Below are 12184 nucleotides of genomic sequence, written 5' to 3'. Positions count from 1 at the left end.
CCGCTCAGCGGTGACCGGCGGTCCGCGTGCGAGCGGATCGGCGTAGCGCGGACGCGGGACGCTCTGCGGAACGCGATCGCCCGTTCGGGCCGACCGCGGGCGAGCGGCGAGCGGATCGAGGAGCGAGCCACGGCTGACGCCGCTCAGCGGTGACCGGCGGTCCGCGTGCGAGCGGATCGGCGTAGCGCGGACGCGGGACGCTCTGCGGAACGCGATCGCCCGTTCGGGCCGACCGCGGGCGAGCGGCGAGCGGAGCGAGGAGCGAGCCACAGTAAACTCTGCGTCATGGAGATCGAGATCGGGCGCGCCAAGCGCGCCCGCCGCGCGTACGCCTTCGACGACATCGCCGTCGTCCCGAGCCGCCGGACGCGCGACCCCGAGGTCGTGTCGGTGAAGTGGTCGATCGACGCGTACCAGTTCGCGACGCCGATCCTCGCCGCGCCGATGGACTCGGTGGTGTCGCCGGCGACGGCGATCCGGCTCGGGCATCTGGGGGCGCTGGGCGTCCTCGACCTGGAGGGCCTGTGGACGCGGTACGAGGACCCGGAGCCGCTGCTCGAGGAGATCCGCAGGCTTCCGGCCGAGACCGCGACGCAGCGGATGCAGGAGATCTACTCCGCTCCGATCCGCCCCGAGCTGGTGACCGCGCGCCTGGCCGAGATCCGCGCCGCGGGCGTGACCGTCGCCGGGGCCCTGTCGCCCCAGCGGACCGCGGAGCTGTACCAGACCGTCGTCGACGCCGGGGTCGACGTGTTCGTCATCCGCGGCACGACCGTCTCGGCCGAGCACGTCTCGCGCGACACCGAGCCGCTGAACCTCAAGAAGTTCATCTACGAGCTCGACGTGCCCGTCATCGTCGGCGGCGCCTCCACCTACACCGCGGCCCTGCACCTCATGCGCACGGGCGCCGCGGGCGTCCTCGTCGGGTTCGGCGGCGGTGCCGCCTCCACCACCCGCACGACGCTCGGCATCCAGGCTCCGATGGCGACCGCGGTCGCCGATGTCGCCGGCGCTCGCCGCGACTACCTCGACGAGTCGGGCGGACGCTACGTGCACGTCATCGCGGACGGCGGCCTCGGCACCTCCGGCGACATCGTGAAGGCCGTCGCGGTGGGCGCGGACGCCGTGATGCTCGGCTCGGCGCTGGCGCGCGCGACCGACGCTCCGGGCGGCGGCTGGCACTGGGGCGCGGAGGCGCACCACCCGCAGCTGCCGCGCGGCCGCCGCGTCGAGGTCGGCACCGTCGGCACCCTCGAGCAGGTCCTCTACGGCCCGGCCACCGGCGCCGACGGCACGGCGAACCTCATCGGCGCCCTGCGCCGCTCGATGGCGACGACCGGCTACTCCGACCTCAAGGAGTTCCAGCGGGTCGAGGTCGTCGTCGCGCCGTACCAGCCCAGCTGACGCTCACCGACCGAGGCGATCCTGACCGTCGAGGCCACCGCGAACAGCGGGCTCCCTCGACGGCCCGGGGGTCCCTGGACGCGGCGGACGCCGGCGCGGGCCGGCCGGACCTGCTGGCGTCGGAGGCCTCGCGCCAGCCCGGCGGACGACACTGCGGACCCGCGCGCGCGGATCCGGTCTTCCCGGCGCTTCTGGGCGAGAAGCACGTGCTCGGGCGAGCGCCCCCCGAGGAACGCCGGGTCGGTTCGGATCGACGGCGGTCTGCGCCGGATCCGAGACGGCGAGTCCGTCGATCAGTGCGGGTGAGGGCGGACGCGCGCTCCGCGACGCCGTTCCGCATCCGGCTGCCCAGGTCCGTCGCCCCTCGACATGCACGGTCTCCGCGAGCGGCTCGACCAGGGGGAGTCCCGGACCGCCGCCGCCGACTCGCGGAGGACGAAGGGCGCGCTCCAGGTCGCGGCCACGGCGTCGATCCGCGCCCGCTGCCGCTCGTCCGCGGAGGCCCTCGCCCACTCGCCGGTCCGCGCGTACCGCGGCGCAGCCGCACGGACTCGTCCGACCGGCGGCACGCCCCGTCTCGACAGATCCCCACTGCACGCTTCCGCCCCCCTTTCCCTCCCTCCGCTCCTCCTGTGGAGACTCCCCCCACCCCCTGTGGACAGCGAGGGACGCAGGACCGCCGAGGCCGCCGGGAAACTGCGGGATCCCTCGACGGGTCGGGGTTCCCTCGGCAGGAGGGCTCCGCACGCGCCTAAGCTGGAAGTCCCGAGTGGGAGCGCCGCACGGCGCGGAGGGAGCACGCATGGTCGAGGTCCGCAGGGTCAAACTGCCCGGTGTCGGCGTTCTGCACACGTTCCTGACGGCCGACGGCGGCAAGGTCGGCGTCATCGCCCACCGCTCCGGCCACAGCGACCTGATCACGTTCGCCGAGGGCGACCAGGACGGCGCCAAGGTGTCGCTCCGCCTGAGCGACGACGAGGCGCACACCCTCGCCGAGCTCCTCGGCGGCACGCAGATCACGGAGTCGCTGACCGCGCTCGACCAGATCCCGGGCCTCTCGATCGACTGGTTCACCGTCGACTACGACGACCACATCGCCGGACAGCAGCTCGGCAAGCCCGCCGACCGCGGGATCGTCGGGCTGACCGTCGTCGCCGTGGTCCGGGGCGACGCCGCCAATCCGGCGCCGGCCCCCGACTTCCGCGTCTTCCCCGGCGACACCCTCGTGGTCGCCGGCAGCCCCGAGAAGGTCGCCAAGGCGTTCGCGTTCTTCCGCACCGGCAGCTTCGCCAAGACGGTCGACGCCCCGCCCGGAGCCTGAGGATGCACCACGGCGAAGACCTCATCGTCCTCGGCGTCCTGTTCGTCGTCGCCTACGTCCTCGGCCGGCTGGGGAGGACGATCGGGCTCCCGGCCATCCCGATCTACATGGTCGTCGGGCTCCTCGCGAGCCCGAACTTCCACCTCTTCCCGCTCGACTTCGAGTCGAGCTACATCGAGCTGACCGCGGTCTTCGGGCTGATACTCCTGCTGTTCAACCTCGGCCTGGAGTTCGACCAGGACGAGTTCTTCGGGAACGCCGGCCGCCTGATCCTCTCCGGCGGCTCCTACATCGCGGTCAACATGGCCGTCGGCCTCGGCTTCGGCTTCGCGCTGGGCTGGGGGAGCCGCGAGGCGCTGATCATCGCCGGCATCACGGCGACGAGCTCGAGCGCGATCGTCACCAAGCTGCTGATCGAGCTCAAGCGCCTGGCGAACCCCGAGACGCCGATGATCCTGGGCGTCACGGTCGTCGAGGACATCTTCATCGCGGTCTACCTGGCGATCGTGTCCGTCGTGCTCTCGGGCGAGACGGAGCCGTGGCCGGTGGTGCTCAAGCTCGTCATCGCGTTCGCGTTCCTCGTGGTGATGTTCGCGATCGCCCGCTGGGGCGGGAAGGTCGTCTCCCGCTTCTTCCGCACTCGCGACGACGAGCTGTTCACGATCCTGTTCTTCGGTCTCGCCATCCTGTTCGGCGGCATCGGCGAGGTCCTCGGAGTGACGGACGCCATCGGCGCGTTCCTGATCGGACTGGTCATCGGAGCGACGCGGTTCCGGTCGAGGGTCGAGCACATCGCGATCCCGCTGCGCGACGTGTTCGGAGCCTTCTTCTTCGTCAACTTCGGTCTCGGGCTGGATCCCGGCGCGTTCCCGAGCGTCGTGGTCCCGGTGCTGATCGCCGCGGTGATGACCATCGTCCTGAACCTCGGCGCGGGGCAGTTCGTCGCGTGGCTCAACAAGCTCGGACCGCGCGCGGGCCTGAACGCGGCGTTCATCCTGCACAACCGCGGCGAGTTCGCGCTCATCCTGGCGACGCTCTCGCTCTCGGCGGGGCTCGACGAGCGGATCCAGCCCTTCGCCGGCCTCTACGTGCTGATCATGGCGATCGTCGGACCGATCCTCGCCTCGCGCTCCGAGAGCATCGGCGCGTTCCTCTCGCGGCGGCGGCACCGCCCGGCACCCGCAGCGGCCACGGCCATGGACGAGGAGGACTTCGCGCTCGTGGAGGCGGCGATGGCCGCGCCCGCCGTCTCCTCGGAGGAGGCCCCCGCTCCTCCGAGGCGCCCCGCGGAGCCGGACGAGCTCGACGACGAGTTCCCCGATCCGATGCGTCAGGCGCTCATCGACCAGGCGATGCAGCAGTCCGACGGCGCCGACGACGCCCGGCCCCGCCGCCCGAGGGAGCCCGACTACTGATCCCACGGAGCTCCCACACTCACGGGTTAGGCTCGATCCGGCCCGCGGGACACCGCACGGATCGAGGGCGGACGAGGGACGAATGACGCAGAGCACGGTCGGGCAGGTGGCCCGGCGCCCGCGCTGGATCGCCGCGCTGGCGCTCGCACTCCTGGTCGCCGGGCTCTTCGCCGCGCTCGGGCAGTGGCAGGTCGGCCGCGCGGTCGAAGCCGCCGCGCCCGACTCCGGAGTGTCGGAGACGACGCTCCCGCTCGCCGAGGTCGCGACCCCCTCCCGCTCGATCACGGCGACCGCCGACGGACAGCGCGTGGAGGGCTCGTCCGTCTTCGTGCCGGGCGGTGCCGAGATCCTCGGCGGCCGCCTGAACGGCGAGCAGCCGGGCTGGTGGGTCATCGCCCGCACACGCACCGCCGACGCCGACCTGGTGCTCGCCTACGGCTGGACGCAGGACGAGGCGCAGGCGCAGTCCGTCGCGGACGCGCTGAACAGCGGGAGCGAGCAGGCGCCCTCCTCCTTCATCGGCCGCCTCGTGGCCAACGAGGCCGCGGAGGCGCCGGCGGAGGGCCTGGACCCCGCCACCCTCACCGCGCTCTCCGTCCCCGCGCTGATCAACCGCTGGCCGGACCCGCCCCAGGACGTCTACCAGGGCTACGTCGTCGTCGACGAGCCGGTCGCCGGCCTCGAGGCCATCGACTCCCCGGCGCGCGTGAGCGACGTCTCGCTGAACTGGCTCAACGTCTTCTACGCGATCGAGTGGGTCGTCTTCGCCGGCTTCGCCCTCTACCTCTGGTTCCGCCTCGTCAAGGACGCGTGGGAGCGCGAGGCCGAGGAGGCGCTCGACGCCGAGGAGCGCGCCCGCGCCGACCTGGGCGACCGGGCCGAGGCCCCCGCCCCCGCACCGTAAACTGGTCGTCATGCCCCTCGAGCCCAAGCCCGCGCAGTTCCCTGCGATCCGGAGCGCGCTGCGCTTCTACCGGGTGACCTCGATCATCACCGGCGTGATGCTGCTCCTGCTCTGCGCGGAGATGCTGCTCAAGTACGTCTTCCACCTCGAGCTGTTCGCCTTCGGCCAGCAGGGCGTCCTGCACTTCGCCCCGATGTACGAGGTGCCCGGAGGCGAGTTCAGGTCGAGCGGCACCGGCGCGAACCTGTCCACCGGCATCCTGATCGCGCACGGCTGGTTCTACGTCGTCTACCTCTTCGCCGACTTCCGCCTGTGGAGCCTCATGCGCTGGCCGTTCACGCGCTTCGTGCTCATCGCTCTCGGCGGAGTGGTGCCCACCCTCTCCTTCTTCGTCGAGACCCGCATCGCCCGCGAGGTCGAGCAGTACCTCGAGCGCCGGACCGCCGGCACCGACCCGAAGACCCCGACCGACTCCGTGGAGGCCCCCCATTAGCGAGCAGCCCACCGCTCCCCAGCCGCACCTGGCCGCGCAGCCCGTCCTCGTCGTCGACTTCGGCGCGCAGTACGCGCAGCTGATCGCCCGCCGGGTCCGCGAGGCGAACGTCTACTCCGAGATCGTGTCCTCCAACGCTACGGCCGCCGAGATCGCCGCGAAGTCGCCCGTCGGCATCATCCTCTCGGGCGGCCCCTCCAGCGTGTACGAGGAGGGCGCCCCGCAGCTCGACCCCGCGATCTTCGACCTCGGGATCCCGGTCCTGGGCATCTGCTACGGCTTCCAGGTGATGGCGAAGACGCTCGGCGGCGAGGTCGCCAACACAGGGCTGCGCGAGTACGGAGCGACGGACGCCGCCCTCTCGACCGACGGTGGCGTGCTCCTCGGCGAGCAGCCCGCCGACCAGACGGTGTGGATGAGCCACGGCGACTCGGTCGCACAGGCGCCTGAGGGCTTCGAGGTCCTCGCCTCCACGAGCTCCACCCCGGTCGCCGCCTTCGGCAACGACGAGCGCCGCCTCTACGGCGTGCAGTGGCACCCGGAGGTCAAGCACTCCGCCTACGGCCAGGCCGTCATCGAGAACTTCCTCCACCGCGCCGCGGGCATCCCGGCCGACTGGAACTCCTCCAACGTGATCGACGACCAGGTCGCCGTGATCCGCGAGCAGGTCGGCACCGGACGCGTCATCTGCGGCCTGTCCGGCGGAGTCGACTCCGCCGTCGCCGCTGCGATCGTGCACCGCGCCATCGGCGATCAGCTCACCTGCGTCTTCGTCGACCACGGACTCCTCCGCAAGGACGAGCGCCGCCAGGTCGAGGAGGACTACGTCGCCGCGACCGGCGTCCGCTTGGTCACCGTCGACGCGCGCGAGCAGTTCCTCGACGCGCTCGCCGGCGTCAGCGACCCGGAGCAGAAGCGCAAGATCATCGGCCGCGAGTTCATCCGCACCTTCGAGGCCGCCGCCGAAGCGCTCGTGCTCGAAGCGCAGGGCGAGGGCGAGACGATCGACTTCCTCGTCCAGGGCACGCTCTACCCCGACGTCGTCGAATCCGGCGGCGGCACCGGCACCGCCAACATCAAGTCCCACCACAACGTGGGCGGACTCCCCGAGGACCTGCAGTTCGCGCTCGTCGAGCCGCTCCGCACCCTCTTCAAGGACGAGGTCCGCGCGATCGGCCGCGAGCTCGGCCTCCCCGAGGTCATCGTCGGCCGCCAGCCCTTCCCCGGACCCGGCCTCGGCATCCGCATCGTCGGCGAGGTCACCCAGGAGCGGCTCGACCTCCTCCAGGACGCCGACGCCATCGTCCGCGCCGAGCTCACCGCCGCCGGCCTGGACACCGAGATCTGGCAGTGCCCCGTCGTCCTCCTCGCCGACGTCCGCTCCGTCGGAGTCCAGGGCGACGGCCGCACCTACGGCCACCCCATCGTCCTGCGCCCCGTCTCCTCGGAAGACGCGATGACCGCCGACTGGACCCGCCTGCCCTACGACCTCCTCGCCAGAATCTCCAACCGCATCACCAACGAGGTGAGCGGCGTGAACCGGGTGGTGCTGGATGTGACGTCCAAGCCCCCCGGCACCATCGAGTGGGAGTGATTCCGCGGGTCTCCGCACGGTCATCTGCGGCGTTGTCGGCGGTTGCGATACCTCCGGTATCGCGCCCTTCTCCGCCTTGCAGCTGACCGCGCGGAGACCCGCGGAACGTCAGGAACGGCTCCCTTCGAAGGGGGCCGTTTCTTGTTGAGGGGAGCGGGTGGGGGAACGAGCCCCTGCGGGGCCGTTCCTGGGTGCAGGTAGAGGGAACGAGCCCCTGCGGGGCCGTTCCCGGGTGCAGGTAGAGAGGAACGAGCCCCGAGGGGGCCGTTCCCGGGGTGCAGGTCGGGGAACGAGCTCAGGTGGCTGTTCAGGGAACGGGTGGCCGCGGTGCGGCCGGGGGATCGGTGAGGGGTGACCGGTGCCTGGCGAGGCATACCGAGTGGCGGTCAGGGGTTCGAGGCCCTGCGGGGACGTTCCTGGGGTGCCGGCGGAGAAGCGAGCTCCTGCCGAGCGGTCGGGGAACGCGTGTCGGCGCTGGTCCGGGGGCCGAGGTGCAGGCGGCAGGCTCGCGAGCTCGGGTCAGGCCGGGGTGTCGAGCACGCCGATGAAGCGGGTGCCGATGCCGTCGTACTCGTCGCGGCGGTGGCCCTCGGGGTGGTGCGGCCAGGAGGCGGGGGAGTGGTCCTCGCAGACGAGGAACGTGAACTCGGGCCACCACTTCTTCGGGCGGGCGGCCTCGGAGCGGCCGCAGACGACGCAGTCGAGGGTCACCCACACGGGACGCCTGCCGGTGCGGTTCGCGCGCGACTGGACGAGCCAGGCGGGCGGATCCTGCTCGAGGGCGGCGAGCTCCTCCTCCGACAGACGGGTGGGGATGCCGTGCCGCGTCGCCATCTCGAGGGGGATGTCGAGGCGCTGAGCGGCCTCGCGACGCGTGATCATCCGGCCACCCTAACCCAGCGCCGCGCGCGGACCCCGAGGCCGCAGCGACGCGCGCGCGAGCAGCCACTCCAGCGGGCCCTGCCCCACGAGTCGCCTCCAGAGGAGAGCGGCGACGATCGAGCCGACCACGAAGACGCCGAGCAGCGTCCAGCTGCGCCACGCCTCGAAGTCGAACGGCTCGTACGGGACCAGGTACACCGCCAGCGCCACGAGCTGCAGCGAGTAGATCGTCAGCGGCATCGCACCGACGGCCGCGATCGGAGTCGCCGCCCGTGCCACGAGCGGCAGCCGCTGCAGCAGAGCCGTCAGCGCGCCGAGGACCACGCAGGCGACCCCGCCCGCCCCGAGGAGCTCGGCGGTGGTGCTGGCGTGCGCCTCCACCGCCTCCGGACCCCCGAGCAGCAGCCCACCGCCGTAGCCGAGCACGGCCGAGACGGCGCCGCCGACGACGACCCAGCGCTGGGTGGTCGCGGACCGGATGTCGCAGCGCGCGATCAGGAGGCCGAGGACCACGTACGCCAGCCACGACGGCACCGGATAGTACTGGGTGAGCCAGATGAGGGGCTGCGCGGCCAGGAGCGCCTCGTCGGGCGACAGGGTCGAGAGCCAGGAGCCGCCGGCGCTCGTCAGCGCGTCGACCGCGAGGGGCCCGGCGATCGCCGCGACCGCGACCAGCAGGGCGAGGACCGCCCGCGGCAGGAAGAGCAGCAGCGCCGCGACGAGGAACATCACCCCGTAGTGCGGCAGGATCACCGCGATCGGCGTCCCGAGCAGGGTGAGGGCGACGCCGATGACGAGCAGGTACAGCCCGCGGAGCAGGATCGATCCAGTGTCCTGCCAGGGCCGCGAGGAGCGCTGTGCGCCGCCCGTCATCAGCCCGATCGACACTCCCGCCAGCACGGCGAAGAGGACGGAGCTGCGGCCGTTCCAGAGCATCTCGCTCTCGACGGGGGCGAGGTGGGCGGCGAACATGCCGAGGACGGCCAGGCCGCGTGCGACGTCGAGGCCGACGATCCGGGAGTCTGCGGCGCTCATCCCACCATCGTGCCAGGCGCTCCCGGCAGTGCACCGGGAACGGCGCTGGGGCAGGGAACGACGACGGGCGCCCGACCCGGAGGTCGAGCGCCCGTCGGACGTGGTTCGCCGTGCTACTCGCGGAAGATCGCGACGAGGCGCAGGATCTCCAGGTACATCCAGACGACGGTGACCAGGATGCCGTAGGCGCCGGTCCAGCCGTAGATGCGGGGGAGGCGGTTGCGCACGCCCTGCTGGATGAACTCGAAGTCCATCACGAGCGAGTACGTGGCGAGCGCGACGGCGATGAGGCCGATCACGATGCCGATGAAGCCGGTGCGGAGACCGAAGCCGCCGCCGACGCCGAAGAGGCCGAGGCCCAGGTTCACCAGCGAGAACACCGCGTAGCTGATCATGCCGATGAAGAAGATCTTGTTGAGCTTCGGCGAGGTGCGGATCTTGCCGTTCATGAACAGCGCCAGGGTGACGCCGATCACGATGACGGTCGCCATGAGGGCCTGGACGACCGCTCCGGCGTACGCGCTCTCGAAGAACTTCGAGATCGCACCGACCGCGATGCCCTGGGTCGCGGCGTAGCCGAGGATCAGGGCCGGCGACGGCTGCTTCTTGAAGGCGTTGACGATGCCCAGCACCAGCGCGACGAGCACGGCGGGGAGCATCAGGCCCGGGACGAACCAGCCGACGGCCGCACCCGCGAGGAGCACGACGAAGGCGAGGGCGGTCTTGGCGAGGGTGTCCTCGACGGTCATCCGGTCGGTCTCGACGGAGCCGGCGGCCGGACGGGAGTACATCTGGTCGAGCGTGCCGGGAGAGACGTCCGGGAGGTCCTGCACGCGGCCGGCGTAGCCGCGGTTGCTGAACTCCGGGCGTCCGAAGGCCGGATTGTTGCTTGCCATGGTTCCTCTTCTCTCAGGTGCGCTGGTCTCCGAGGGAACTCGCGGATCTGAGTCGCTGTGGGTGCGGGGTGCGCCGCGGATCCGAGAGGACTGCGACGATGGACACCACCATATCTGAGAGCACCTCTCAGAGTCTGGCTGTTCTCTTCGAGCGGACCTCGACTCCGCTGCGAGCCGCGCAGTGCCGCCCGTAGGATCGCGGCATGCCCGCGCGTCAGTCACCGCTCGTCATCGGCCACCGCGGAGCGAGCGGCTACCGACCGGAGCACACCCGCTCCGCCTACGAGCTGGCGATCGCGCTGGGCGCCGATGCGCTCGAGCCCGATCTGGTGGCGACCCGCGACGGCGTGCTCGTCCTCCGCCACGAGAACGAGATCTCCGGCACGACGGACGTCGAGAAGCGCCCGGAGTTCGCTGCGCGCCGCACCACCAAGCGGATCGACGGCCGCGAGATCACCGGCTGGTTCACCGAGGACTTCACCTGGGACGAGCTGTCGGAGCTGCGGGCCCGCGAGCGGCTGCCGGCGGTGCGCGGCTCCAGCGCCACGTTCGACGGGCAGTTCCCGCTGCTGCGCTTCAGGGAGCTGCTGGCGCTGCTGGACCGGGCGGCGGAGGACGATCCGCTCGCTCCGCCGGGGCTCGTCGCCGAGATCAAGCACGCGACGTACTTCGCCGGGATCGGGCTGCCGCTGGACGTGCTGCTGCGCGAGGAGCTCGCCGCCGCGGGCTGGGGTCCGCGCGACCCGCGGCTCACGATCGAGAGCTTCGAGAAGACCGTTCTGGAGCGGCTCGCGGTGAGCGGAGTCGGCACCCGCCGGATCTACCTGCTCGAGTCGCGGGGCGCCCCGCCCGACCTCGTGGCCGCCCACGGCGCCGACGCGGCCCCCTACTCCGCCTTCACCACGCCGGCGGGACTGCGGAACCTCGCCGGAGCCGTCGACGGGATCAGCGTCGACAAGAGCATGCTCTTCTCGCGGGACGCGGCCGGCCGGGCGACGGGGACCGGTCCGCTCGTCGAGGACGCCCACGCGGCCGGGCTCGAGGTCTACTGCTGGACGCTGCGCGCCGAGAACCGATTCCTCGAGAAGGTGCACCGCCGCGGGAAGGACCCGGCGGAGTACGGCGGCTGGCAGGAGGAGTTCGCGATGATCCTCCGCTCGGGAGTGGACGGCGTCTTCGCCGACCAGCCCGATCTGGCGATCGAGGCGCGGGCGGCCGAGCAGGAGCGCCTGCTCCGCGGCTGACCGGTCCGCCGATCGGGTGCTCGTCCGGCGCGTGCCGAGCGGACGCGGAGGCTGCGCTGGCATCATCGGCTCACCACCGCCCGCCCGACCCTCGAGAGGAGGCCCCGTGTCCACCCGAGAGCGCATCACCCGCCGCTGGATCACCACCGCCGTCCTCGCCGTGATCGGCGTCGCCGTCGTCTACTGGCTCGCCGTGCTCACCCCTCAGGGCCAGGGCGTCGAGAACTCGGGGCTCCGGGGAGCCGACCTCGTCTTCGGCCGGGCCACCGGCGCCGCCGCGGGGGCGCTCGCGGACGTCACCCCGCTCTCCATGGTCGTCGGCGCCCTGCTCGTCGCGGCGATCGCGCTGATCCGGAGGCGCCCGGCGCTGGCCGTCGCCTCCGTCGGCTCGATCGTCGTCACGGCCGGGCTCACCCAGCTGCTCAAGAACGTGATCCTCGAGCGGCCCGAGCTGGTCGACACCGACTCCTGGTACACCGGCGGCAGCTTCCCGAGCGGGCACACCGCGGCGGCCGTCTCGGTGGTCTTCGCCCTGGCGATGGTCGTCCCCGGGCGCGCGCGGACCGTCGTGCTCGCGCTGGGCGGCGCGGTCGTGGTGCTGGTCGGCAACCTGACGATGGCCGCCTCCTGGCACCGGGCGAGCGACGTCCTCGGGGCCGACCTCGTCGCGCTCGCCTCCGCCTCCGCCGCCTGCGCGTGGCTGACCACCAGGGCCCAGGTGGGCCGAGCGCCGAAGAGGCCCGCGCGGCGCGGGGTGAACCGGCTGCTCCTGGTGTGCTCGGTGATCGTGGTGGTGCTGCTCGCGGCTCTCGCCGTCCAGGGCATCCAGTACTACCCCGACGACACGAAGGACCTCACCGCCTTCGCGCTCCTGCAGCTCCTGGCGGTGTCGACGTCGGCGCTCGCCGTGCTCGGCTTCTCCCTCGCGTGGCGCGGACTGGACGTCGGTGGGGCGCTCACCTCGCCCGCGCCGCGTCAGCGGACCGCCTGACCGCT

At 72.2% G+C, this 12184-nt stretch carries 11 protein-coding genes; 8 read left to right on the top strand and 3 right to left on the bottom strand.

Annotation, left to right across the window (positions count from 1 at the left end; genetic code table 11):
- Positions 1–285: 285 nt before the first annotated feature.
- From C5C39_RS01245 to guaA, 6 genes are all read left to right on the top strand, one after another.
- Positions 286–1404 (top strand): GuaB3 family IMP dehydrogenase-related protein, encoded by a 1119-nt coding sequence (locus C5C39_RS01245; RefSeq protein WP_104224734.1) that lies wholly within the window; start codon positions 286–288, stop codon positions 1402–1404.
- 802 nt (positions 1405–2206) lie between these two features.
- A complete protein-coding gene (locus tag C5C39_RS01240) occupies positions 2207–2725 on the top strand; it encodes a cation:proton antiporter regulatory subunit (protein WP_068256939.1) in 519 nt (172 codons plus the stop codon).
- A gap of 2 nt (positions 2726–2727) precedes the next feature.
- Entirely contained in the window at positions 2728–4140 is a 1413-nt protein-coding gene (locus tag C5C39_RS01235) for a cation:proton antiporter (protein WP_104352460.1), read from the top strand.
- 82 nt (positions 4141–4222) lie between these two features.
- Positions 4223–5044, top strand: a complete 822-nt coding sequence (locus C5C39_RS01230; protein ID WP_104352459.1) for an SURF1 family cytochrome oxidase biogenesis protein — start codon at positions 4223–4225, stop codon at positions 5042–5044.
- Positions 5045–5054: 10 nt separating this feature from the next.
- The gene (locus C5C39_RS01225) at positions 5055–5537 is read left to right on the top strand and encodes a DUF3817 domain-containing protein (RefSeq protein ID WP_104256110.1); all 483 of its coding nucleotides are present in this window, start codon (positions 5055–5057) and stop codon (positions 5535–5537) included.
- 28 nt (positions 5538–5565) lie between these two features.
- On the top strand, positions 5566–7131 hold the full coding sequence (gene guaA, locus C5C39_RS01220) for a glutamine-hydrolyzing GMP synthase (RefSeq protein WP_104352458.1): 1566 nt from the start codon (positions 5566–5568) through the stop codon (positions 7129–7131).
- A 519-nt stretch (positions 7132–7650) separates the two neighbouring features.
- Here the strand turns inward: guaA and C5C39_RS01215 are convergent.
- The 3 genes from C5C39_RS01215 to C5C39_RS01205 form a co-directional block, all read right to left on the bottom strand.
- Positions 7651–8013: a hypothetical protein gene (locus C5C39_RS01215; RefSeq protein ID WP_104352457.1), complete on the bottom strand. Its 363-nt coding sequence runs from the start codon at positions 8011–8013 to the stop codon at positions 7651–7653.
- A gap of 9 nt (positions 8014–8022) precedes the next feature.
- Positions 8023–9048 carry a DUF418 domain-containing protein gene (locus C5C39_RS01210; protein WP_104352456.1) on the bottom strand — a complete coding sequence of 342 codons (1026 nt, stop codon included), beginning with the start codon at positions 9046–9048 and terminating at the stop codon, positions 8023–8025.
- 113 nt (positions 9049–9161) lie between these two features.
- Complete coding sequence (locus C5C39_RS01205; RefSeq protein WP_104224741.1) at positions 9162–9944, bottom strand: Bax inhibitor-1/YccA family protein; 783 nt, start codon at positions 9942–9944, stop codon at positions 9162–9164.
- 203 nt (positions 9945–10147) lie between these two features.
- On the opposite strand from C5C39_RS01205, the gene C5C39_RS01200 reads away from it, so the two are divergent.
- Positions 10148–11188 carry a glycerophosphodiester phosphodiesterase family protein gene (locus C5C39_RS01200; protein WP_104349518.1) on the top strand — a complete coding sequence of 347 codons (1041 nt, stop codon included), beginning with the start codon at positions 10148–10150 and terminating at the stop codon, positions 11186–11188.
- 106 nt (positions 11189–11294) lie between these two features.
- Positions 11295–12179 (top strand): phosphatase PAP2 family protein, encoded by an 885-nt coding sequence (locus C5C39_RS01195; protein WP_104352455.1) that lies wholly within the window; start codon positions 11295–11297, stop codon positions 12177–12179.
- Positions 12180–12184: the final 5 nt, after the last annotated feature.

The organism is Rathayibacter sp. AY1F3 (genome assembly GCF_002931975.1).
In the GTDB taxonomy this organism is placed as follows: domain Bacteria; phylum Actinomycetota; class Actinomycetes; order Actinomycetales; family Microbacteriaceae; genus Rathayibacter.
The sequence above is the reverse complement of the archived record's forward strand: the minus strand, read 5'-3'. Positions and strand labels throughout refer to the sequence as shown.

Excerpts from the sequence above, each read along its gene's own strand:
- C5C39_RS01245 (WP_104224734.1), top strand. The coding sequence starts at position 286 with ATGGAGATCGAGATCGGGCGCGCCAAGCGCGCCCGCCGCGCGTACGCC.
- C5C39_RS01240 (WP_068256939.1), top strand. The coding sequence starts at position 2,207 with ATGGTCGAGGTCCGCAGGGTCAAACTGCCCGGTGTCGGCGTTCTGCAC.
- C5C39_RS01235 (WP_104352460.1), top strand. The coding sequence starts at position 2,728 with ATGCACCACGGCGAAGACCTCATCGTCCTCGGCGTCCTGTTCGTCGTC.
- C5C39_RS01230 (WP_104352459.1), top strand. The coding sequence starts at position 4,223 with ATGACGCAGAGCACGGTCGGGCAGGTGGCCCGGCGCCCGCGCTGGATC.
- C5C39_RS01225 (WP_104256110.1), top strand. The coding sequence starts at position 5,055 with ATGCCCCTCGAGCCCAAGCCCGCGCAGTTCCCTGCGATCCGGAGCGCG.
- C5C39_RS01215 (WP_104352457.1), bottom strand. The coding sequence starts at position 8,013 with ATGATCACGCGTCGCGAGGCCGCTCAGCGCCTCGACATCCCCCTCGAG.
- C5C39_RS01210 (WP_104352456.1), bottom strand. The coding sequence starts at position 9,048 with ATGAGCGCCGCAGACTCCCGGATCGTCGGCCTCGACGTCGCACGCGGC.
- C5C39_RS01205 (WP_104224741.1), bottom strand. The coding sequence starts at position 9,944 with ATGGCAAGCAACAATCCGGCCTTCGGACGCCCGGAGTTCAGCAACCGC.
- C5C39_RS01200 (WP_104349518.1), top strand. The coding sequence starts at position 10,148 with ATGCCCGCGCGTCAGTCACCGCTCGTCATCGGCCACCGCGGAGCGAGC.